General features: G+C 71.4%; 17 protein-coding genes. 13 read left to right on the top strand and 4 right to left on the bottom strand.

All coding sequences use genetic code 11. The annotated features are described in order from the left end of the window. Both QSK18_RS15425 and QSK18_RS15430 read right to left on the bottom strand, forming a co-directional pair. Nucleotides 1–1,095: a PQQ-dependent sugar dehydrogenase gene (locus QSK18_RS15425; RefSeq protein WP_232811657.1), complete on the bottom strand. Its 1,095-nt coding sequence runs from the start codon at nt 1,093–1,095 to the stop codon at nt 1–3. Between the two features lie 41 nt (nt 1,096–1,136). Continuing rightward, nucleotides 1,137–1,829 (bottom strand): sirohydrochlorin chelatase, encoded by a 693-nt coding sequence (locus tag QSK18_RS15430; protein WP_232811656.1) that lies wholly within the window; start codon nt 1,827–1,829, stop codon nt 1,137–1,139. A 110-nt stretch (nt 1,830–1,939) separates the two neighbouring features. Between QSK18_RS15430 and QSK18_RS15435 the strand changes: the two genes are divergently transcribed. From QSK18_RS15435 to ilvC, 8 genes are all read left to right on the top strand, one after another. Continuing rightward, a complete protein-coding gene (locus QSK18_RS15435) occupies nt 1,940–2,608 on the top strand; it encodes a SigE family RNA polymerase sigma factor (protein WP_232811655.1) in 669 nt (222 codons plus the stop codon). Next, entirely contained in the window at nt 2,605–4,119 is a 1,515-nt protein-coding gene (locus QSK18_RS15440) for a hypothetical protein (RefSeq protein ID WP_232811654.1), read from the top strand. The genes QSK18_RS15435 and QSK18_RS15440 overlap by 4 nt, the downstream gene beginning before the upstream one ends. Before the next feature lie 83 nt (nt 4,120–4,202). After that, the gene (ilvD, locus tag QSK18_RS15445) at nt 4,203–5,882 is read left to right on the top strand and encodes a dihydroxy-acid dehydratase (RefSeq protein ID WP_269810309.1); all 1,680 of its coding nucleotides are present in this window, start codon (nt 4,203–4,205) and stop codon (nt 5,880–5,882) included. Nucleotides 5,883–5,974: 92 nt separating this feature from the next. Then, entirely contained in the window at nt 5,975–8,545 is a 2,571-nt protein-coding gene (locus QSK18_RS15450) for a putative bifunctional diguanylate cyclase/phosphodiesterase (RefSeq protein WP_232811652.1), read from the top strand. 32 nt (nt 8,546–8,577) lie between these two features. Continuing rightward, entirely contained in the window at nt 8,578–11,319 is a 2,742-nt protein-coding gene (locus QSK18_RS15455; protein ID WP_285619808.1) for a putative bifunctional diguanylate cyclase/phosphodiesterase, read from the top strand. Nucleotides 11,320–11,657: 338 nt separating this feature from the next. Then, a complete protein-coding gene (locus QSK18_RS15460; protein ID WP_408624680.1) occupies nt 11,658–13,400 on the top strand; it encodes an acetolactate synthase large subunit in 1,743 nt (580 codons plus the stop codon). Between the two features lie 11 nt (nt 13,401–13,411). Next, nucleotides 13,412–13,927, top strand: coding sequence for an acetolactate synthase small subunit (gene ilvN / locus QSK18_RS15465; RefSeq protein WP_232815368.1), 516 nt, complete (start codon nt 13,412–13,414; stop codon nt 13,925–13,927). A 23-nt stretch (nt 13,928–13,950) separates the two neighbouring features. Then, nucleotides 13,951–15,003 carry a ketol-acid reductoisomerase gene (ilvC, locus tag QSK18_RS15470; protein WP_352396562.1) on the top strand — a complete coding sequence of 351 codons (1,053 nt, stop codon included), beginning with the start codon at nt 13,951–13,953 and terminating at the stop codon, nt 15,001–15,003. A gap of 105 nt (nt 15,004–15,108) precedes the next feature. Here ilvC and QSK18_RS15475 read toward each other — a convergent pair whose 3' ends face one another. Next, the gene (locus QSK18_RS15475; RefSeq protein WP_232815366.1) at nt 15,109–15,492 is read right to left on the bottom strand and encodes a VOC family protein; all 384 of its coding nucleotides are present in this window, start codon (nt 15,490–15,492) and stop codon (nt 15,109–15,111) included. A 502-nt stretch (nt 15,493–15,994) separates the two neighbouring features. Here QSK18_RS15475 and QSK18_RS15480 point away from each other — a divergent pair. From QSK18_RS15480 to cimA, 4 genes are all read left to right on the top strand, one after another. Then, entirely contained in the window at nt 15,995–17,056 is a 1,062-nt protein-coding gene (locus QSK18_RS15480; protein WP_232815365.1) for a 3-isopropylmalate dehydrogenase, read from the top strand. A gap of 416 nt (nt 17,057–17,472) precedes the next feature. Beyond that, on the top strand, nt 17,473–18,639 hold the full coding sequence (locus QSK18_RS15485) for a branched-chain amino acid aminotransferase (protein WP_232815364.1): 1,167 nt from the start codon (nt 17,473–17,475) through the stop codon (nt 18,637–18,639). A 203-nt stretch (nt 18,640–18,842) separates the two neighbouring features. Next, nucleotides 18,843–19,904: an NHL repeat-containing protein gene (locus QSK18_RS15490; RefSeq protein WP_285619816.1), complete on the top strand. Its 1,062-nt coding sequence runs from the start codon at nt 18,843–18,845 to the stop codon at nt 19,902–19,904. A gap of 282 nt (nt 19,905–20,186) precedes the next feature. Continuing rightward, the gene (gene cimA / locus QSK18_RS15495; protein ID WP_232815362.1) at nt 20,187–21,791 is read left to right on the top strand and encodes a citramalate synthase; all 1,605 of its coding nucleotides are present in this window, start codon (nt 20,187–20,189) and stop codon (nt 21,789–21,791) included. 86 nt (nt 21,792–21,877) lie between these two features. Here the strand turns inward: cimA and QSK18_RS15500 are convergent, their stop codons facing one another. Continuing rightward, nucleotides 21,878–22,729 (bottom strand): 3-methyladenine DNA glycosylase, encoded by an 852-nt coding sequence (locus QSK18_RS15500; protein WP_269811380.1) that lies wholly within the window; start codon nt 22,727–22,729, stop codon nt 21,878–21,880. A gap of 49 nt (nt 22,730–22,778) precedes the next feature. Between QSK18_RS15500 and QSK18_RS15505 the strand changes: the two genes are divergently transcribed. After that, nucleotides 22,779–23,573, top strand: coding sequence for a fumarylacetoacetate hydrolase family protein (locus QSK18_RS15505; protein WP_285619821.1), 795 nt, complete (start codon nt 22,779–22,781; stop codon nt 23,571–23,573). Nucleotides 23,574–23,699 lie beyond the last annotated feature (126 nt).

Consider the following 23,699-nt stretch of genomic DNA (forward strand, 5'->3'; position numbering starts at 1 on the left):
TCAGCCCAGGTCGAGCCGCACCACGCGGTCGTCCGACTTACCCGGCTCCCCGCGTCCGTCGGTGTTCGACGTGGTTACCCACAAACTCTTGCCGCCGGGAGCGGCCACCACGTTCCGGAGCCGGCCGAATCGTCCTTTGATCAGGCTCTTCGGGGTACCCACGCTCTTGCCCTTCAGCGGAACCGCCCAGAGCCGCTCGCCGCGCAGCGCACCCAGGTAGGCCACCCCGTTCACGATCGCCAGGCCGCTGGGGGAGGCGACGTCGGTACGCCACTGCACCTTCGGCGAGACAAAGCCCTTGCGCTTCTTCTTGCCCTCGACCAGCGGCCAGCCGTAGTTGCGGCCGGGCAGGATGCGGTTGAACTCGTCCCAGGTGTCCTGGCCGAACTCGGTGGCCCAGGCCCGGCCGGCCGGGTCGAAGGCCAGGCCCTGCACGTTGCGGTGGCCCAGCGAGTACACCGCCGAGCCCTTGAACGGGTTGTCGGCGGGCACCGTGCCGTTCGGGTTGATCCGCAGGATCTTGCCGCCGAGACTCTTCTTGTCCTGGGCGTTCTCGGTCTCGGCGGCGTCGCCGGTGCCGATCCAGAGCTTGCCGTCGGGGCCGAACGTGATCGCGCCGCCGTTGTGGTTCCAGGCGCTGGGGATACCGGTGAGCACGGTTTTCGGCTTACCCAGCTTCGCCCCGTCGAAGCTCATCCGGACGATGCGGTTGTCGGTCCTGGTGGTCAGGTAGGCGTAGAGCTGGACGGGCTTGCTTTTGGACGCTTTCGAGCCGGGTTTGAGAGCGAGGCCGAGCAGGCCGCCCTCACCGTCGTCGAAGACCCCGGGCACCGTGCCCACCTTCACCCGCTTGCCCTTGGGGCTGACCTTGACCACCACCCCGCTGGGGCGTTGTGCCACCAGGGCCGAGCCGCCGGAGAGAAAGGTGACTCCCCAGGGCACGTCCAGCCCGGTGGCCAGGGTCTTGCCCAGGCTGACCTTCGGCACGGCGGCCGAGGTTCCGGGCGCGGCCTGCGCGGGCGAGGCCGGGCCGGAGGAGACGGCCAGGGCGGCCACGAGCACTGAACCGGCTGCGATCGTGCGTGATTTCTTCACCCGCCCGATCCTTCCGGTCCGCCGGTCCGGTCGGCGACCCCCTAAAGGACCATAACCAGGGCCTCGTCGAAACGCCGCAGCGCCAGTTCGACCAGGGCCGGGTGCGGGGCCATCGGAGCGCTGACCCGGTCGGCCCCGGCCTCGTTGAGCCGGGTGACGAACTGCCCCGGGGCGAGCAGGTAGCTGGCGACCGTGACCCGGGCCCCCGGATGCGCCGCCCGGGCCGCAGAAACCGCATCGGCCACCGTGGGTGTGCCCGCGGCCGCGTAGCCGGTGGTGACCACGGCGCCACCCCGGGCCGCGGACAGCGCAGCCGCGGTCTCCTCCACCGCGGCGGAGGCCGCCGGATCGCTGGAACCCGCTGCGGCCAGCACGATCACGTCGTCCTCGGCTGCCCCGGCCTCGGCCAGCCGGTCCTGCAGCACCTTGACCAGCAGAGCGTCCGGGCCGAGCGGTTCGGCCGCCCGGGCCCGGCCCGGGGCGGAGGCGACCGCCCGGCCGATGTCGGTCTTGACGTGGAAACCGGTGGAGAGCAGCAGCGGCACCACGACCACCGGCGCGTCCAGCCCGGCGACCACGTCGCCGACGAACGGCTCCTCCACGTCGACGTGGGCAGCCTCCACCCGCAGTCCGGGGCGGGCGGCGGCCAGGGCCGACCGGAACTCGGCGATCACGGCGCGCCCGGCCTCGGACCGGGTGCCGTGCGAGCAGGCGACGAGAACAGGAGTGCTCATGGCCGGGGAGTCTGGCACGGCCGGGTACCGGTGCGGGGCGGTGGCCCGGGCAGAAAGTTCCGATTCGGCGGAAACCTGTGGGTGGGCTGTCCGCGTCTGGAATATCGTCCTTGTCCGGCGAGCTCTCGGAGAACCCCTTGATGGCCCTGCTGCCGGCGCTGAGTGCGCTGCGCCTGCTCAGCAAACCCGCCGATCCGCCGCGGCCGCGCTACGACCTGGTCACCGAGAACGGTGCCGAGGCCCGGGAACTGGACCAGGAGTCGGCCGAGACGAACTTCCGGCGGTTCGTCGCCGCCCGGTGGGGCGCGCTGCAGCGTTACGCATTCCTGCTGACGGGCGATCACCAGCTGGCCGAGGACGTGGTGCAGGTGGCCCTGGAGAAGTGCTGGCGGCGGTGGGACCGGATCCGGTCGGATTCTCCGGAGAGCTATGTGCGGGCCGCGGTCGCGAACACCGCGGCCTCCCGCCACCGGCGCCGCCGGCATCCCGAGACGTCGCTGGACGCGATCGTGCAGCAGCCGGCGCAGGCGTACGACCACGCCGAGACCTACGCCCTGCGTTCCGGTCTCTGGGCCGCGCTGAGCGACCTGCCGCCCCGGCAACGCACCGTCGTGGTGCTGCGGCTGTGGGAGGACCGTTCGGTCGAGGAGACCGCGCGGATGCTCGGGATCAGTACCGGTGCCGTGAAGTCCCAGCTGTCCAAGGCGATCGCCCAGTTGCGCCGGCACCCGCAGGTGCTCGGAGCGGTCCTGGGGCTGGACCGGATGGAGACCCCGTGACGAACGACCGGCTGTCCGGAGAGATCCGCGCTCTGCTCGACGACGTCGACGTCGCGCTGGCCGAGCGGCCCGCTCCCACCCCGCCGTGGGAGGAGATCCAGAAATTCCTGGTCCGCTCCCGGACCCGGCGCCGTCGGCGGGCCGCGCTCGCCCTGGCGGCCGCGGCCGCCGCGGTGGTGGGCCTGCTCGTGGTGCAGCAGGCAGTGCTGGGCCCCGAGCAGGACAAGTCCGCCCCGGCCGACCGGCGCACCCCGAAGTACCTGGTCGAGACCAGAGGCAACCTGGCCGACGACACGCAGTGGGTGAACGCCCTCGGCGACTGGGCCGCTCGGCACGACCTGCTGGACCTCGACCACATCGACGTGGGACCGATGCCGGAACTCAAGCAGCCGGTCCGGGACGCCAAGGTGGTCTACGCCTCGGACATCGGGAACTACCGGATCGCGGCGGTGGTCGGGACCTGGCCGGGAGGCGAGTCCGGGGGACCGACGCTGATCCAGTTCTACGGGCGGGCCGGCACGGCCGCCGACGCGATGTCGGTGGGGGAGTGGACCGAGCCGGACTCGATGTTCCTCGGGATGGTCTCGCCCGATCAGTTCGGCGACCGCTGGAACCCGGACGACTACCCGGACCTGGGCGCGGCCGCCTACGTGGTCGCGCAGCGGCCTCAGCGCGCCCGCCTGCAGCAGCCGCCCACCATCGACGCCGACGGCAAGGTCACCGGGAACAGCCGCGACCTTCCTCTCACGGCCGGGGTCCAGGAGATCTCGGTGGAGCGGCCCGGCCATTACGCCCTGCTGGCCGAACAGGAGGGGAAAGAGCCCTACTACTGGGACCTCTTCACCGAGCGCCCGGGGGTGCGCCCGGAGGCCCTGGTGCTGGCTCCCGAGCGCGGGGGGGCCGACGAGAAGTTCTCCCGGGTCGAGGATCTGGCCTACCGCACCTGGATGGCGTCCCGGCAGCCGTTCGCCGAAGGCGAATGGAAGCTGCTCGCCGCGGATCCGGATCCGGCTACCAAAGCCGGCCCCAATCGTCCTCTGGTTGGTGTGCTCACCCTTCCGAGCGGGGCCAGAGTGCTGGCTGCCGGGCACGTCTCGGCACCGTACGGCGAGCGCGAGGGCGGGGAGGGATCCTGGCTGGACACGGCGGAACTGCTTCCCGCGGGAAGCAACTCCGAACTGGCGCTGGCCTGGTCTAGCTACCGGGACACGACGCAGGGAACCAGTGACAAGACGGTCCAGACGGCGGCGCTGGGGCCGGTGGGCACCGTGACGGTGGAATGGACCGGTCCGGACGGGGTCACCACCTCTCCCGCCCGAAACACCCTGGCCAGTACGTCTCGTACGGATGTCCGGTCGGTGCGGTTCCTCGACGCAGCCGGCGCCGAGGTCGGGACGACGGCGGTGCGGCGGCCGGAAGCGATGAAGTTCTCAGACGATCCCCAGTTCCTGATGGAGAGCAAGCCCAGCTGGCTCCTGCCCGAGGTCCGCAAGGCCCTCATCGCCCCCTGAGAGGTTGCGCCGCCGGGTTGCCTGATTCCGGGGTACCCGGCGGCGTAGAGTCACCGACCGTGAGCCAGACGAGCGAACACGACATGAAGCCGCGCAGCCGGCAGGTCACCGACGGGATCGAGGCCACTGCCTCGCGGGGCATGCTGCGCGCGGTCGGCATGGGCGACGAGGACTGGGTCAAGCCGCAGATCGGGGTGGCCAGTTCGTGGAACGAGATCACCCCCTGCAACCTCAGTCTCGACCGGCTGGCCAAGGCCGTGAAGGACGGGGTGCACGCCGGGGGCGGCTACCCGCTGGAGTTCGGCACGATCAGCGTCAGCGACGGCATCTCGATGGGCCACGAGGGCATGCACTTCTCGCTGGTCTCCCGCGAGGTGATCGCCGACAGCGTGGAGACCGTGATGCAGGCCGAGCGGCTGGACGGCAGCGTGCTGCTGGCCGGCTGTGACAAGTCGCTGCCCGGGATGCTGATGGCCGCCGCCCGGCTCGACCTGGCCAGCGTGTTCCTCTACGCCGGCTCGATCCTGCCGGGCAAGGCCACGTTCACCGACGGCACCGAGAAGGACGTCACCCTGATCGACGCCTTCGAGGGGGTCGGCGCCTGCGCCCGCGGCCTGATGAGCCGCGAGGACCTGGACATCCTGGAACGCGCGATCTGCCCGGGGGAGGGCGCCTGCGGCGGGATGTACACGGCCAACACGATGGCCAGCGCGGCCGAGGCGCTGGGCATGTCGCTGCCCGGCTCGGCCGCCCCGCCGGCCACCGACCGCCGCCGCGACGGCTTCGCCCGCCGCTCCGGCGAGGCCGTGATCAACCTGCTGCGCCACGGCATCACCGCCCGCGACATCCTGACCAAGGAGGCCTTCGAGAACGCGATCGCGGTGGTGATGGCGTTCGGCGGGAGCACCAACGCGGTGCTGCACCTGCTCGCCATCGCGCACGAGGCCGAGGTGGAGCTGACGCTGGACGACTTCGCCCGGGTCGGTGCGCGGGTGCCGCACCTGGCCGACGTCAAGCCCTTCGGCCGCTACGTGATGTTCGACGTGGACCGGGTCGGCGGGGTCCCGGTGGTGATGAAGGCCCTGCTCGACGCGGGCCTGATGCACGGTGACGTGATGACCGTGACCGGCCGGACGATGGCCGAGAACCTGGCCGGGATCAACCCGCCCGACCTGGACGGCAAGGTGGTCCGCGCGCTGTCCGAGCCGATCCACCGCACCGGCGGGATCACTGTGCTGCACGGCTCGCTGGCGCCTGAGGGGGCGGTGGTGAAGAGCGCCGGGTTCGACTCCGACGTGTTCGAGGGCACCGCCCGGGTGTTCGAGCGCGAGCGCGCCGCCCTGGACGCGCTGGAAGACGGGACGATCACGGCCGGGGACGTCGTGGTGATCCGGTTCGAGGGGCCCAAGGGAGGTCCCGGGATGCGCGAGATGCTGGCCATCACCGGTGCGATCAAGGGCGCCGGGCTGGGCAAGGACGTGCTGCTGCTGACCGACGGCCGGTTCTCCGGCGGCACCACCGGGCTGTGCGTGGGCCACGTGACCCCGGAGGCGGTGGACCGCGGGCCGATCGCGGCGGTGCGCGACGGCGACCGGATCCGGCTGAACGTCGCCGAGGGCACGCTCGACCTGCTGGTGGAGCCGGCCGAGATCGAGAACCGGATGCGGGACTTCGCACCCCTGCCGCACCGCTACTCCCGCGGCGTCCTGGCGAAGTACACCAAGCTGGTGGGTTCCGCCTCCAACGGGGCCGTTCTGGGCTGACCCGTTAACCGGTCCCCGTCACCCGCCGATGAAGGGGCGGGGCCGATCAGGGGACGACCGGCCCGTGGGGAGTCGGGTTCACGGGTGGACACATGCTGATCGCGATCATCGCGACTGCCGTTACGGCGGTCGCGGCCGCCGGCGTCGCTTTCGCCGCCGCGCTGCGTGAGCCAGCCTTCCGGCGGGGCACGGTGCTGTCCGGGGTGGGTTTCCTGGTCTGGGGCGGCGTCGCGATCGCAGCCCTGGCCGACGTGCCCGACGGCTGGCTCTGGGGGCTGTTGCGCCCGCTGCCGCTGATCATGTTCATGCTGGCCACGAGCAATCCGGCCTCCGACCTGAACGGGCGGGAGGTCCTGGCGGCCTGGGCCGACGGCTGGCTGCTCCTGGCCAACCTGGTCGGGGTCGCCTGGCTCGCGTCGTACCACCAGGGGCTGATCGAGGTCCGCCCGGAGATCGCCCCGGCCCTGGGCTGGCTGGTCCCGGTCCTGCTGATCAGCAGCATGGGCGTGGGCCTGGCCTTCCGCACCATGCCCGCCTACCGGCTGCCGTCGTTGCTGGCCATCGTCTCCAGCGGGTTCGCCCTGGTCGGCGACGTGGTCGGGCTGGCGATCAGGACCGAGCTGGCGGTGCCCTTCTGGGCCGCCACCTGGCTGGTCATGGCCTGGACCACCAAGCTCGACAACGGTGGCGTGTACGGCCGGCCCACCCTCGACCCCCGGCCGCGCACGATGCAGCTGTGGCAGTTGCCGGTGCCGCTGGCCCTCGGGCTGATCATCGTGCCCGACGGCACCGACGCGGTGGTCGCCATGCTGCTGGCCGGCACCTCGGTCGCCGCCTGCGTGGCGCTGACCGCCCAGTCCCGGCGTACCGAGCAGCTCTGGGACGACCTGACCGCGCGCAGCCGGCTGTACGAGGAACTGCTGGAGAACACCCAGGACGTGATCCTGCAGGTGGACGACTTCGGTGTGATCGAGTTCGCCAACCCGGCCTCGGCCCGGGTGCTCGGGATGAGCTCCAAGCAGCTGGTCGGCAGCACGCTGCTGGACTACCTGCACCCGGACGACCAGAAGATGACCGCGAACGTCAGCACCACCCCGCAGTGGCGCCAGGGCGAGCAACGCGTCGAGACCCGCTTCCTGCCGCTCAGCCAGACCCCGGCGGTGAAGCCGCGCAACAGCCCTCCGCCCGGCACGGTCGGGCTGGTCGGCAACATGTGGGCGGCCGAGGAGTCGCGCTGGCGGGTGATCGAGTGGGGGATCACCCCGCGCGACGACGGTGGTGCGGTGCTGGTCGGGCGGGACGTCTCCGAGCGTGTCCGGATGCAGAACGAACTGGTCGACGCGGCCCAGACCGACTCGCTCACCGGCCTGCTCAACCGCACCGCGTTCCTCGAGGCGGTGAACACCCGGCTGGCCGCCGGGCAGACCGCCGCGGTGATGTTCATCGACCTCGACAACTTCAAAGAGGTCAACGACACGATGGGGCACGCCGAGGGCGACCGGCTGCTGCACCGGGCGGCCGAGTGCCTGCGGCAGGCCGCGGGCCCGGGGGACGCGGTGGCCCGGCTGGGCGGGGACGAGTTCGCGGTGATGCCCGCCGCCACCGACCCGGAGGCCGCCCACGCGGCCGCCAACGCGGTGGTCACCGCCTTCAACGGGTTCGACGAGGCGGCTCACGGACGTCCGTCGGTCTCGGCCAGTCTCGGGCTGGTGATCGCCGATCCCGCGGTCACCCGCACCGCCCGGGAGGTGCTGCGGGACGCCGACCTGGCGATGTACCGGGCCAAGCAGCGCGGCGGGGCCGGGGTGGTGGACTTCGAGCCGTGGATGTCCGAGCGGGTGATGGAGCACCACCGGCTGCGCGGCGACCTGGAGAACGCGGTGCGCAACGAGGGCCTGACCATCTACCTGCAGCCCGTGGTCGACCTGCACACCCGGCAGTGGGAGGGGTTCGAGGCCCTGGTGCGCTGGCCGGTCGGGGCCGAGACCTGGTCACCGGCCCAGTTCCTGCCGGTGGCCGAGGAGAGCGGGCTGATCGTGCCGATGGGCGCCTGGGTGCTGCGCGAGTCGCTGCGGCAGCTGGCCGGCTGGCGCGACGAACGGCTCGGGATGGCGGTCAACGTCTCGGCCCAGCAGCTGGTCGGCACCGACTTCTTCGACATCACCATGGAGGCGCTGCAGGAGAGCGGCATCGCCCCCGGCCGGCTCACCCTGGAGATCACCGAGCAGGCCGCGATCCAGGACCTCGGCCGCACCGCCTCACGCCTGGAGCTGCTGCGCTCCGAGGGGGTGCACGTGGCGATCGACGACTTCGGCACCGGGTTCTCCTCGTTGCAGTACCTGTCCCGGCTGCCGGTCGACATCCTCAAGATCGACCGCAAGTTCGTCTGGGGTCTGGGCCAGCAGGCCGAGGACGACGTGCTGGTGCGCTCGATGCTCGGGCTGGCCGCGGAGCTCGGCCTGGAGGTGATCGCCGAGGGGGTGGAGACCCGCAGGCAGGCCGAGCTGCTGCTGGAGTACGGCTGCCGGCTGGCCCAGGGGTTCCTGTTCTCACCCCCGCGCCCGATCGAGGAACTGCGGGCCAGCGACCCGTTCGTCAGCCCGGCCCCCGGCGTGCAGATCCCGCAGCCGCGCCGGGCCGGGGATCTGCACGTCACCCGGTAACCCTCACTGCTGACAGCGGTTAGTGTCGTTCCGTGCTGAGCGCCTCCGCGATGGGCGCCGCGGCCGTCCTGGCCGGGGTGGCCTGGCTGTACGCCGCGTTGCGTTCGCTCAGCCGGGTCCCGATCACCGCCACGGTCACCGCCGGCGGCGTGTGCTGGGCGGTCGCCGGGGCCTCGGCCCGCCTGGTCGAGCCGTCCGGGACGCTGCTGTCCGGCCAGCTCGCCGACTTCCTGATGGTGCTGGCGGCCGGTGGCCTGCTCACCGCGATCGCCGGTTCGGGCGACCGGATCGTGCCCGGGCGCCGGCCCGGGATCGGGGTCAGCGAGGCCGCCGTGCTGGCCCTGAGCGCGGCCACCATCGTCTGGGTGGTCGTCGACGCCCCGGTCCGGCTGCCCGCCAGCGCCGCGTTCGCCCTGCTGCCGGCCGTGCTCGACCTGATCGCCCTGCTGGTGGTGCTGCGCCTGCCCACCCGCACGTCCGGCGCCCCGGCGGGCTACCTCGGGCCGGAAGGCAACGCCTCACCCGGGCGCTCCTGGGCCGTCCTGGTCACCGCCCTGACCGCAGTGCTGGCCGCCGACCTGCTGCGCGGCACCCGGATCGCCGGGGCCGACGTCCCGCAGTGGCCGGACGTCTCCGACGTCGTGCTGGTGCCGGTCGTCCTGGCCTCGTGCCTCCTCCTGACCACCTACAGCCTCCGGCTCGCGCGGGTGCCGGGCCCGCCGCCGCCCCGGCCCGAGGAACCGGCCGACGCCGTGCGCCACCTGCCCCGCCGCCGGGGCCGGCTGGTGCCCTACGCCGTGGCCCTGGTTGCGCCGTCGGCCGTCGGGCTGCAGGCGATGGTCCTGGGCACCGGCCCGATCCCGCTCTTCGGCCTGGGCTGCCTGGCCGCCGCCTTCGTGGTCTGGCTGACCCTGCTGCTGCTGGAGCAGGACGAGCTGCTGCGGGCCCAGGTGCAGGCCCGCCGGCGGCTCACCGCCCTGGTCGAGAACACCAGCGACCTGCTGCTGCGGCTGGACACCAACGGCCGGGTGCTGGCCGTGAACGCCGCGGCCCCGCGCCTGCTGCACCGCCCGCCCGGCTCGATCGTCCAGCGCCCGTTCGAGGAGCTGGCCCGCCCGGAGGACCAGCGCCAGGTGCGCGAGGCGGTGCTCGAGGTGACCCGCGGACACCGCGACGAGGCCGAGATCGAGGTCCGGCTGGCCCCGCCCGCGGCCGGCACCGCTCAGCTGCGGCTGCGCGGGGTGGAGGGCGGGGCGGTGGCCAACCTCAGCGACGTGACCGACTCCGTCGAGCTGCGCCAGCGGCTGGAGCGGCTGGCCCGCTTCGACCAGATGACCGGCCTGGCCAACCGCAGCCACCTGCTCGACGAGGTGGGCACCTGGACCACCGGCGGCCGTCCGGCGGCCCCGGGCATCGCCGTGCTCTACGCCGACCTGGACGGGTTCAAGGCGGTGAACGACCGCTTCGGGCACGCGGCCGGCGACCGGGTCCTGGTCGAGGTCGCCGCCCGGCTGGAGGCGGTGGCCGGCGGGGTGGACGCCCGCCGCCGGATCATCTCCCGGGTCGGCGGTGACGAGTTCATCCTGGCCCTCGACGGCATCGGCCCGGACGCCGCCGCCGACGCCGCGCAGCACCTGGTCGAGGCGATCGCCCCGCCGTTCCGGGTCGGTGGGCGCACCGTGCAGCTGGGGCTCAGCGTCGGCGTGGCCCACAGCGACGATCCGGTCGGGCCCGACGACCAGGCCGCCGCCACCCTGGTGCACCGGGCCGACCTGGCCATGTACGGCGCCAAGTCCGACGGCCGCGCCCGCCACGAGCGCTGGCGGCCCGAGCTGGAGCAGCGGGTGCGGCGCCGGGTGGACCTGGCGATCGGCCTGCGCGACGCCCTCGAGCGGGGCCGGCTCTCGGTGGCCTACCAGCCCATCGTGCGGCTGTCCGACGGGCACGTGCAGGGGGTCGAGGCGCTGCTGCGGCTGCCCGAGCACGACCCGGACCAGGGGGCGCTGCCGGACGGCCTGGACGACGTGGTCAGCCCGGCCGAGCTGGTCGAGGTGGCCGAGGACACCGGCGCGATCACCGAGCTGGGGGAGTGGGTGCTGCGCCAGGCCGTGACCCAGGCGGCGGGCTGGGCCCGGCGCGGCCTGGAGGTGTCGGTGAGCGTCAACATGTCGGTCGCCCAGCTGGTCTCGCCCGCCTTCGTCGACCTGGTCACCGGCATGCTCGAGGCCACCGGCCTGCCGCCCTCACGGCTGGTGCTCGAGCTGACCGAGAGTCAGCTGGTGGGCCACTCCGGCCCGGCCCCGGCCGCCCTGCAGGCCCTGCGGGACGCCGGGATCCGGCTGGCCATCGACGACTTCGGCACCGGCTACTCCTCGCTGTCGTACCTGCGCCGGATCCCGGTCAACTCGGTCAAGATCGACCGCTCGCTGCTGGCCGGCCTGGGCACCGACCCACGGGCGGCCCGGCTGCTGGAGGCGGTGGTGGCGATGGCCCGCGGGCTCGACCTCACGGTGGTCGCCGAGGGCATGGAGGACAAGGCCACCGCCCGCGCGCTGCGCGACCTGGGGGTGCAGGCCGGGCAGGGGTACGGCCTGTCCCGGGCGCTGCCCGCGGCCGGGGTACGGCAACTCCTGCAGCGCGGCCCGATCGACCTGGACGAGCCGGCCACCCCCGAAAATCCGGGCGAAGCAGGCACAAACGATCATCCGGGGACGGCCGGGGACACCCCGGTTCTCGTGGTGCCCGAGGAGCGGTCGTCACGTCTCAGCTCGTGAGACATCCGGCGTCGCGATTGACATCCCCGTCATCCGGAGGCAACGTGTGAGCGTGCGTAAGACTCTCGTACTTGGACGGCGCGCCCGCTGAGGTCATGAAGACCCGCGAGCGCGCGACCCCTTGTGCCCATCGGGCCGAGGGGTCTTTTCGTCCCTGCCGAAGGTCGCACGCTGTTCACCGGCCGGCACGGACGAGCCTGTCTCCAGCCGAGACGCCGCATGCACAGCACTGATCCGACGAGCGAAGGAACCCCCTGATGCCCGGCCAGTCCCACACCGAGTCCAACGGCAACCGCACCGCCGTCACCCCGGCGGCCCCGCAGGTCGTCAACGAGCCGATGACCGGGGCCCAGAGCCTCGTCCGGGCGCTCGAGTCGGTCGGTGTAGAAACGGTTTTCGGGATCCCGGGCGGGGCCATCCTCCCGCTCTACGACCCGCTGATGGACTCCGAGAAGATCCGGCACATCCTGGTCCGCCACGAGCAGGGCGCCGGGCACGCGGCCGAGGGCTACGCCCAGGCCACCGGCCGGGTCGGGGTCTGCATGGCCACCTCCGGCCCGGGCGCCACCAACCTGGTCACCGCGATCGCCGACGCCTACATGGACTCGGTGCCGATCGTGGCCATCACCGGCCAGGTCAACAGCAAGCTGATCGGGACCGACGGGTTCCAGGAGGCGGACATCGTCGGCATCACCATGCCGATCACCAAGCACAACATGCTGGTCACCGACGCGGCGGAGATCCCGCGCGCGGTGGCCGAGGCGTTCCACATCGCCTCCACCGGCCGGCCCGGCCCGGTGCTGGTCGACGTGAGCAAGGACGCGCTGCAGGCCCAGACCACCTTCTCCTGGCCGCCGAAGCTCGACCTGCCCGGCTACCGGGCCGTCACCCGGCCCCACAACAAGCAGATCCGCGAGGCCGCCCGGCTGCTCACCACCTCCGAGCGCCCGGTGCTGTACGTGGGCGGCGGCGTGCTCAAGGCGCACGCCAGCCCGGAACTGCTGCGGCTGGCCGAGGAGACCGGGGCCCCGGTGGTCACCACCCTGATGGCCCTGGGCGCCCTGCCCGACTCGCACCCCCAGAACCTGGGGATGCCGGGCATGCACGGCACCGTCGCGGCGGTCACCGCGCTGCAGAAGGCCGACCTGATCGTCAGCCTGGCCGCGCGTTTCGACGACCGGGTCACCGGCAACCTCGACTCCTTCGCCCCGCACGCCAAGGTCGTGCACGCCGACATCGACCCGGCCGAGATCGGCAAGAACCGGATCGCCGACGTGCCGATCGTGGGCGACGCCAAGGAGGTCCTGGCCGAGCTGGTGCTGGCCGTCGAGGCCGAGCACAAGGCCGGTCACCGGGCCGACCTGAGCACCTGGTGGACCCAGCTCGACGGCTGGCGCGAGACCTACCCGCTGGGCCACACCCCGGCGCCCGAGGGCGAGGTCTCCCCGCAGGACGTGATCTCCCGGATCGGCGCGATCTCCGGCCCGGAGTCGATCTACGTGGCCGGGGTCGGTCAGCACCAGATGTGGGCCGCCCAGTTCATCCAGTACGAGAACCCGCACACCTGGATCAACTCCGGCGGCCTGGGCACGATGGGCTTCGCCGTGCCGGCCGCGATGGGCGCCAAGGCCGGCGCCCCGGACACCGTGGTCTGGGCGATCGACGGCGACGGCTGCTTCCAGATGACCAACCAGGAGCTGGCCACCTGCGTGATCAACCAGATCCCGATCAAGGTGGCGGTGATCAACAACTCCAGCCTGGGCATGGTCCGGCAGTGGCAGAACCTGTTCTACAACGGCCGGTTCTCCAACACCGACCTGCACACCTCGGTCGGCAGCCGGATCCCCGACTTCGTCAAGCTGGCCGAGGCCTACGGCTGCGTGGGCCTGCGCTGCGAGAGCCCGGAGGACGTGGACGCCACGATCAAGAAAGCGATGGAGATCAACGACGTCCCGGTCGTGATCGACTTCGTGGTGCACCGCGACGCCATGGTCTGGCCGATGGTCCCGGCCGGGGTCAGCAACGACGCCATCCAGATCGCCCGTGACACCGCCCCGGACTTCGAAGAGCGCGAGAACTGAGGACTGAGACCGTGACGCACAAGCACACCCTGTCCGTGCTGGTCGAGGACCGGCCGGGCGTCCTGACCCGGGTCGCCGGCCTGTTCGCCCGCCGCGGCTTCAACATCCACTCGCTGGCCGTCGGCCCCACCGAGCACGCGGGCGTGTCCCGGATGACGGTGGTGGTGGACGTCGACGAGCTCCCGCTGGAGCAGGTCACCAAGCAGCTCAACAAGCTGATCAACGTGATCAAGATCGTCGAGCTCGAGCCCGGCGCCTCCGTGCAGCGCGAGATGCTGCTGGTCAAGGTCCGCGCCGACGCCACCACCCGCAGTCACGTGCTGGAGACCGTCGAGCTGTTCCGCGGGCACGTCGTGGACGTGGCCCCGGACGCGGTCACCGTCGAGGCCACCGGCAGCCCGGACAAACTCGCGGCGCTGCTGAAGGTGCTCGAGCCGTTCGGGATCCGCGAACTCGCCCAGTCCGGCCTGATCGGCATCGGCCGCGGCAACCGCTCGATCACCGACCGGGCCCTGCGCTCGGCCTGAGTAGCCTCATACCCCCACACCGAATTCCAAGGAGAACCCGCACCGTGGCAGCAAAGATGTACTACGACGCCGACGCCGACCTCTCGCTGATCGCCGGCCGCTCGGTCGCCGTGATCGGCTACGGCAGCCAGGGCCACGCCCACGCGCTGAGCCTGCGCGACTCCGGCGTCGACGTCCGCGTCGGCCTGGCCGAGGGCAGCAAGAGCCGGGCCAAGGCGGAGGCCGAGGGCCTGCGCGTGGTCAGCGTCGCCGAGGCGGTGCAGGAGGCCAACGTGGTCATGCTGCTCACCCCTGACCACGTCCAGCGTCACGTGTACACCGAGTCCATCGAGCCGCACCTGGCCGAGGGCGACGCGCTGTTCTTCGGCCACGGCTTCAACATCCGCTTCGGCTACATCAAGCCCCCGGCCGGCGTGGACGTCTGCATGGTTGCCCCGAAGGGCCCGGGCCACCTGGTGCGCCGCGAGTACGTCGACGGCCGGGGCGTCCCGGTGATCGTGGCGGTCGAGACCGACGCCACCGGCAAGGCCTGGGACCTGGCCCTGTCGTACGCCAAGGCGATCGGCGGCCTGCGCGCGGGTGGCATCCAGACCACCTTCACCGAGGAGACCGAGACCGACCTGTTCGGTGAGCAGGCGGTGCTCTGCGGCGGCATGTCGCAGCTGGTCCAGTACGGCTTCGAGACCCTGACCGAGGCCGGCTACCAGCCCGAGGTCGCCTACTTCGAGTGCCTGCACGAGCTGAAGCTGATCGTCGACCTGATGTACGAGGGCGGCATCGCCAAGCAGCGCTGGAGCGTCTCCGACACCGCCGAGTACGGCGACTACGTCTCCGGCCCGCGGGTGATCGACGAGCGGGTCAAGGAGAACATGCAGGCCGTGCTCGCCGACATCAAGTCCGGGGCGTTCGCCGAGCGCTTCATCAACGACCAGGACGCCGGTGCGCCGGAGTTCAAGGCCCTGCGCGCCAAGGGCGAGGCGCACCCGATCGAGGCCACCGGCCGCGAGCTGCGCAAGCTGATGAGCTGGGTCAAGTCCACCGACTCGGACTACGTCGAGGGCTCCGCCGGCCGCTGACCCGGTCGCCTGGTCGGTTCGCGACCAACGCCGAAGCCCCCGAGGACACTCGTCCTCGGGGGCTTCGCCCGTTCAGCCCAGAGCCCCGTTCAGCCCAGAGCCTGTTCAGCCCAGGGGGGCGTAGAGGTCGATGTGCGTCCCGTCCGGGTCCTGCACGGTGGCGTGCCGCCGGTTCCAGGGGGCGTCGAGCGGCTCGCGGAAACCGAACCCGTCCTCGTCCAGCCAGCCGTACAGCTCGTCCAGCTCGGCGGCGGTGTCGCAGCGCACCCCCAGGGTGACCCCGGTGCGCGGTGCGTCCTGGTCGATGTCCCAGCTCAGCTCGCGCAGCAGGTCCTCGGTGTAGAGCAGGAGCCGCAGGCCGCCGAGGTCGGCGGTGCGCACTCCCGGGTGGCCGCCGGGCTCGAAGGTGCACCCGAGGCGCTGGTAGAACGCCATCGACTTCTGCAGGTCGGCCACCACCACGCCGACGGCTTCCATCCGGAATCCCATGGGCGTCACCCTATTCAGCCCGCGATCACCGGCCAGGTGAAACGCGCCAGCAGTGGGGAGAACCCCCAACGTAGGAATGCGCGGCGCCATAGCAACAACAAATTCGCACGCTGCCCCTGTCGTGCGATAACAGGCCGTGCAATTGGAGGGCGGATGGGCGGGAGAAGTGCTGGGGTCGATAGATAGGGCCCGGTCTGGGTGGGTTGTCCGCCGCCGGGAGTAGGGCCGGGCCTGAGTGGGTTGCCTGCCGCCGGGAGTAGGGCTGGGCCTGGGCGGGTTGTCCGCCGCGGGGGTAGGGCAGGGCCGGGGCGGGTTGCCTGCCGCCGGGAGAAGGGCCGGGCCTGGGTGAGTTGTCCGCAGCCGGGAGAAGGGCCGGACTGGGTGGGTTGCCTGCCGCGGGGAGTAGGCCAGGCCTGGGCGGGTTGTCCGCCGACGGGAGTCCTTGTTCATATGCTGAGATTCGAGTACCAGGATCCGGACCTGACCCGATAGCATCGGCGACATGAGCACCCCGACCGTCCCCTCGTCCGTCCGTCTGGCCGTCATCCCCGGCGACGGCATCGGTCCCGAGGTCGTCGCGGAGGGCCTGAAGGTCCTGAACGCGGCGGTCGGTTCCGAGGTGTCCTTCGAGACCACCGAGTACGACCTCGGTGCTCGCCGCTGGCACGCCAGCGGCGAGACGCTGCCCGACTCCGTGCTGGCCGAGATCCGGCAGCACGACGTCATCCTGCTCGGCGCGATCGGCGACCCCGCCGTGCCCAGCGGTGTTCTGGAGCGGGGCCTCCTGCTGCGCCTGCGGTTCGAGCTGGACCACTACGTGAACCTGCGGCCGGCGCGGTTGTACCCGGGCGTCACCTCGCCCCTGGCCCCGGCCGTCCTCGAGAACGGGCTCGACTTCGTCGTGGTCCGTGAGGGCACCGAGGGCCCGTACGTCGGCAACGGCGGCGCGGTGCGCACGGGTACCCCGCACGAGATCGCCACCGAGGTCAGCATCAACACGGCCTTCGGCATCGAGCGGGTGGTGCGCGACGCCTTCCGGCGCGCCGCGGCCCGCCCGCGCAAGCACCTCACCCTGGTGCACAAGCACAACGTCCTGGTCCACGCCGGGCACCTGTGGCGGCGCACGGTCGAGCGGGTCAACGCCGAGTTCCCCGACGTCACCACCGACTACCTGCACGTCGACGCGGCCACCATCTTCATGGTGCAGAACCCGGGCCGCTTCGACGTGATCGTCACCGACAACCTGTTCGGCGACATCATCACCGACATCGCCGGCGCGATCGCCGGGGGCATCGGCCTGGCCGCCTCCGGCAACGTCAACCCCGACCGCACCGCGCCGAGCATGTTCGAGCCGGTCCACGGCTCCGCGCCGGACATCGCCGGTCAGCAGAAGGCCGACCCGACCGCCACCATCCTGTCGGTCGGCATGCTGCTCGAGCACCTCGGGCTGGACAAGGCCGCCCAGAAGGTCGAGCAGGCCGTCGCCGAGGACCTGACCGCGCGCGAGAACCGAGTACGGACCACGGCCGAGATCGGCGAGGCGATCGCCTCGCGGCTCGCCTGACCGCGGAGTCCGCCAGCACACACGCAGACGGCGGCCGGTCGGGTGAACCCCGACCGGCCGCCGCGCGTTTTGCCACCCGTCGGCAGCCGGTCCCGGCGACCGCCACAAGCGTCGGCAGCGGCCAGGCCCGTCGACCGCCCCCATCCGGCAAGTGCCCACAACCGACGGCCGCCCACAACTGGACGGCAGGGCCCACGGCCGCCCACACCATGCGACGGTCCAGCCGCACCTGGCCCCACGAACCGGCGCATCCCCACCGTCCACCCCGTAACAGACCGGCGCAGACCGGCCGGGGTGCCCTTGGCCGAGAGCGGCCTACCGGCACCCGTTCGCGCGCGATCTGCGCTGCTACCGTCGTCCGTAGATTTCTTACCGGTTCCGCCACGTCCGGGCCGGGTTTGCGAGGGAGTACCGCGATGAACGCCAAGATTGTCGGCACCACCGAGACGCTCGACACCACCGACGTCGTCGACCCGCAGGACGCGCCGGCCGCGCCGCACACGCCGCTGGAGTTCAGCACCACGCTGAACCCCACCCCGGTCACCCCCGAGCGCCGCGCCGAGATCCACGCCCAGCCCGGCTTCGGCAAGTTCTTCACCGACCACATGGTCTCGATCGACTGGAACGAGGCCGAGGGCTGGCACGACGCCGGGGTGGTGCCCTACGGCCCGATCCAGATGGATCCGGCGTCGGCCGTCCTGCACTACGCCCAGGAGATCTTCGAGGGGCTCAAGGCCTACCGGCACGCCGACGGCTCGGTCTGGACGTTCCGCCCCGAGGCCAACGCCGAGCGGCTGGCCCGGTCGGCCCGCCGTCTGGCCCTGCCCGAGCTGTCCACCCCCGACTTCCTGAAGTCCCTCGAGCTCCTGGTCAGCACCGACCAGGAGTGGGTGCCCAGCCACGCCAGCGGTGAGAGCAGCCTGTACCTGCGGCCGTTCATGTACGCCTCCGAGGTCTTCCTCGGCGTCCGCCCGGCCAAGGAGGTGCGCTACCTGCTGATCGCCTCGCCGGTCGGCCCGTACTTCTCCGGCGGCATCAAGCCGGTCTCGATCTGGCTGTCCTCCACCTACACCCGGGCCGCGGCCGGCGGCACCGGCGCGGCCAAGTGCGGCGGCAACTACGCGGCCAGCCTGGCCGCCCAGCTGGAGGCCCAGGCCCACGGCTGCGAGCAGGTCTGCTTCCTCGACGCCTCCGAGCACAAGTGGGTGGAGGAGCTCGGCGGGATGAACATCTACTTCGTCGGGAAGGACGGCACGCTGATCACCCCGCCGGTCTCCGGCACCATCCTCGAGGGCATCACCCGCGCCTCGATCCTCACCCTGGCCACCGAGCTGGGCCTGAAGGTCTCCGAGCGCCCGATCAGCATCGACGAGTGGCGCGAGGGGGTGGCCTCGGGCGAGATCAGCGAGGTCTTCGCCTGCGGCACCGCAGCCGTGATCACCCCGCTGGGCCGGCTCAGCTGGGAGGGCGGCGAGCTGGAGATCCCCACCGGCGAGGTCAGCATGAAGATCCGCCAGAAGCTGCTCGACGTGCAGTACGGCCGCGCCGAAGACACCCACGGCTGGATGCACCGCCTGGTCTGAACCACCTTTTCGACGAACGGCGCCCGTGGCCCCCGGTGGTGGCCACGGGCGTCTTCAGTTTCGCAAGTGACTACTGGGACAGGGGTTTCCGCAGTCTCAGCCATTCCCCGGGAACGCCCCAGCTGTGGGTGACCTACCGGTAGGCCGAACGTGCGGTGTGTCCCTGAGTCGCCGCTATGGCCGAATCGCTGAGGCTTTGCGGTATGATAACGAGAAGGTTCACGTATCTCGGGCGCGTCCGCTCCACCGCCGGCGCGGCGGTGATCGGACTGGCCCTGCTCGCTTCCCCCGCACTCGCCGGGGAGTCCTCCGCCGCGACCCAGGCGGTCTCCCCGGCGGGCTCGACGCCGATCGCGGCCTCGGGTCACAAGAACGTCGGTCCGATCAGCCTCCCCGACGGGTTCCGGCCCGAGGGCGTGGCTTCCGGACCGGAACGCACCTTCTACGCGGGCTCCCTGGCGGACGGCCGGATCTGGACCGGGAGCCTGAAGACCGGTGAGAGCCGTCAGCTCACCGCCGGAGTTCCCGGTCGCTCGGTGCGCGGGCTGGAGTGGGACCCGCGTTCCGGCCTGTTGTGGGCCGCCGCCCAGGACGGCACCACCGGCATCGTGCTGGCGGTCGACACCGCCAGTGGTGCGATCAAGCACCGCATCGAGATCCCCGGGGCGGTGTTCCTGAACGACCTCACGGTCGAGCCGAACGCGGTCTGGGTCACCGACTCCCGGGTGGACCGGCTCACCCGGATCGCCCTGCGCGACGCCACCGGCGCCCGCACCGGCCAGATCAACTACATCCCCCTGAAGGGGCAGTGGCCGACCACTCCGGCCGACCGCAACGGCGCCAACGGCATCGAGACCCTCTGGGACGGTTCGCTGTTGCTGAACAACAGCACCGCCGGGGGCCTCTGGCGGGTCAACTACGACACCGGCGTGGCCCAGCAGCTGACCGTCCGGCGGGGGCCGGGGATCACCGGCGGGGACGGTCTGGTGCGAAAGGGGCACACCCTTTTCGTGGTCCGGGGCAACAGCCAGAACGCCGTCGAGCAGCTCAAGCTGCACCACAGCCGTAAGCAGGGCTGGCGTGCCACCTGGCGCAAGACGCTGACCTCGCCGCAGCTCGACGTGCCCTCGACCGCGATGTACGTGCACCACACCCTGTGGGCCGTGAACGCCCGCTTCGGCGTGCAGAACCCGCAGACCGCGAGCTACCACATCGTGCCGCTGGGCAAGAAGGTGAAGAACACGGTGGTCACCTCACTGCGATAGCAGGCCGATTCGAACTTGAGGACGTCGGTGGGCCTGCGAGGTGCCCACCGGCGTCTTCAGTTTTTGGTTGGCTTTCCGGATCAGCCGCCCATCGGTGTGGCAGAATCGCCAGCAGCATGCATCACACCGGCCTGATTATTCGCAGGCGCGTCGGCACCGCCCAGGGCTAGGGCACCGTCGACGCGCAGACCTTCCGCACCCACGCGGGGGGTCTTTTTTCATGCGCGGACACCGGTCAGCAGGCGAATCCAGCACCCCACGAGCTAAGGCGAGCGAGCAACGATGGAGAACACCGGCCTACCCAGCACCTTCCAGGTGTACGACACCACCCTGCGCGACGGCGCCCAGCAGGAGGGGCTCAGCCTCTCGGTGCAGGACAAGCTGGCGATCGCTGGGCATCTGGACGATCTGGGGGTCGGCTTCATCGAGGGTGGCTGGCCGGGCGCGATTCCCAAGGACACCGAGTTCTTCCGGCGGGCGGCCACCGAGCTGAACCTGAAGCAGGCGGTGCTCACTGCGTTCGGCGCCACCCGTAAGGCCGGGCTCGCCGTGCACGCCGACCCGCAGGTGCAGGCCCTGGTCGACTCCCTGGCACCGGCCGTGACGCTGGTGGCCAAGAGCGACATCCGGCACGTGGAGCGGGCTCTGCGCACCACCGCCGAGGAGAACCTGGCGATGGTCACCGAGACCGTGCGCTACCTGCGCGATCAGGGCCGCCGGGTGTTCCTCGACGCCGAGCACTTCTTCGACGGTTACCACTTCGACCGCGCCTACGCCCTGGAAGTGGTGCGGGCGGCGGCCGAGGCGGGCGCCGAGGCAGTGGTGTTGTGCGACACCAACGGCGGGATGCTGCCCAACCAGGTGGCCGACGTCGTGCACCACGTCACCACGACCACCGGTGCGCCGCTGGGGATCCACTGCCACAACGACACCGGCTGCGCGGTGGCCAACTCCCTGGCCGCGGTGGACGCCGGAGCAATGCAGGTGCAGGGCACGCTGAACGGCTACGGGGAGCGCACCGGCAACGCCGATCTGATCACGGTGGTTGCCGACCTGGAACTGAAGCTGGGCCGCAACGTGCTGCCGGACGGGCGGATCCGCGACGTCACGCGGATCGCCCACGCGGTCAACGAGATCGCGAACGTGCTGCCGTACCACCGCCAGCCCTACGTCGGCGCCTCGGCCTTCGCTCACAAGGCCGGCCTGCACGCCAGCGCGATCAAGGTGGATCCCGACCTGTACCAGCACATCGACCCGGCGCAGGTGGGCAACGACATGCGGATGCTGGTGTCGGACATGGCCGGCCGGGCCTCGATCGAGCTGAAGGGCCGGGAACTCGGGTTCGACCTGTCCAGCGATCGCGAGCTAGCCGGGCGGGTGACCGCCCGGGTGAAGGAGCTGGAGGCCCGGGGGTACACGTTCGAGGCGGCCGACGCCTCGTTCTCGCTGCTGCTGCAGGAAGAGGTGCACGGCGCCCGCCCGGCGTTCTGCGAGGTCGAGAGCTGGCGGGTCATCACCGAGTTCCGCGGCGGGTCGGGCGAGGCGGTGTGTGAGGCCACGGTGAAGCTGACCGCCGGCGGGAAACGCTCGGTGGCCACGGCCGAGGGCAATGGGCCGGTCAGTGCTCTGGACCACGCGCTGCGTCAGGCCCTGCTGCCGGTCTACCCCGAGCTCGACCGGATGAAGCTGACCGACTTCAAGGTCCGCATCCTGGACGGGGAATCAGCCAGCGACGCGATCACCCGCGTGCTGGTCGAGACCACCGGCTCGGGCGCGGTCTGGCAGACCGTGGGGGTCGGGCCGAACATGGTCGAGGCCAGTTGGCACGCCCTGCTGGAGAGTTTCGTCTACGGGTTGCAGTCGATGGGTGCCCAGCCACGGCTTTAGAGCTTGCGGTCCCCCAGCCCTAGAGGGCCGGGAGGTGCCCCCAGTAGGTGGGCACCCAAGGTGCCCACCTACGTCGTCAGTTGGAATCAGTTCTCGAGCAACCGTTCCAGCACCCCGATCAGCCGGCCCCGCAGCATCTGCGAGCGCTCGGCGAACTGCCGCTGCCGGGTCACGTACTCGGCCTTACCCTCGGGAGTCTCGATCGCGACGGCGGGCTCCCCGTACGACGAGAAGTCGTACGGGGAGGCCTGCATGTCGAGCAGGCGGATCTCGCGGGCCAGCTCGAAGCAGTCGAGCGCCAGCTCGCCGGGCACCGCGGGGCCGAGCTTGATGGCCCACTTGTGACTGTCCATCCCCGCGTGCAGACAGCCCGGTTGGTCCAGCTCGACCTGACTCTCGCGGGTGGGCTGTAACCGGTTGCGCCCCACCGCCGCCGGGGTGAAGAACCGGAACGCGTCGAAGTGGCTGCAGCGGATCGGGTGCGCCTCGACCACCGCGTCGGTGCCGGCCTGCCCCAGCCGCAGGGGGAGCGGATGCCGGTGCTCGTCCTGCCGGTAGACCATGGCCCACTCGTGCAGGCCGAAGCAGCCGGTGAAGGCGGGGCGGGCGGCCACGGCGGTGAGCAGCCGGTGGATGAACCGGACCGAGTCGCCGCGGTCGGCCATGAACTGCGCGGCATCGAAACCCACGGTGCCGTCGGCCTCGGTGCGGTACCAGCGCCAGCCGGTGTGCGGGGTTTCTCCGGCGATCTCCAGGCGCACGCCCACCCCCGGATGCCAGCGACGCATCACCGAGGGGCGGGTGTTGTAGTACTCGAACAGGAAGTCGTCGATGGCGTGGCGCTCGCGGGTGGCCTTGCGCGCGCGGTGACCAGCGGTGAGCCCGTCGGCCCGCTGTTCGTGTTCCCGGGCCCGGGGCTGCCATTCGCCCGCCTGCATCACCTCACTCACCCGTCCAGTATCTCCCGGCCTGGAATAGGGTCTGACCATGCTCATCGCGAGATTCACCACCGGCGACGACCCCCGGTACGCGGTCGTGGAGGGCGAGCCGGGCTCCGGTTCGCTGCACGTCATCAGCGGCGACCCGCTGTACCAGACCGTCCAGATGACCGGTGAGAAGGTCCGGTTCGACGACGCGGTCCGCCTGCTGGCGCCGGTCATCCCCCGCAGCAAGGTGATCGGGGTCGGCAAGAACTACGCCGACCACGTGGCCGAGATGGCCACCACGCCGGGGGAGGCCCCGCCCGAGGAGCCGCTGCTGTTCCTCAAGCCGAACACCTCGGTGATCGGCCCGGGCGACCCGATCGTGCTGCCCCGCCAGTCCACGAACGTGCACTACGAGGGCGAGCTGGCGATCGTGATCGGCAAGCTCTGCAAGGACGTGCCGCCTCAGCGGGTGAACGAGGTCGTGCTCGGCTACACCGTGGCCAACGACGTCACCGCGCGCGACCTGCAGAAGTCCGACCGGCAGTGGGCCCGGGCCAAGGGGTTCGACACCTTCTGCCCGCTCGGGCCCTACCTGGTGCTGGACGCCGACGCCACCGACGTGCGGATCACCACCCGGGTGAACGGCGAGACCAAGCAGGACGGGCGCACGTCCTCGCTGATCCACAAGATCCCCGAGATCGTGGCCTACGTCTCGGCCGCGTTCACGCTGCTGCCCGGCGACGTGATCCTCACCGGTACGCCGGCCGGCGTGGGCCCGCTGAACGCGGGTGACCGGGTCGAGGTGGAGATCGAGGGCATGGGTGTGCTGAGCAACCCGGTCGTCTCGCGCGACTGATCGACTGGATTACAGACTAAGGACGCGGGTGGGCCCCTTGGGTGCCCACCCGCGTCCTTGGTTGTGGTGTGGTCTCACTGATCTCTGGCTCTGGGGACGTTCACCGCTTCGGTGCCCACCGGCGTC

It is taken from the genome of Kineosporia sp. NBRC 101677 (assembly GCF_030269265.1).
GTDB lineage: Bacteria > Actinomycetota > Actinomycetes > Actinomycetales > Kineosporiaceae > Kineosporia > Kineosporia rhizophila.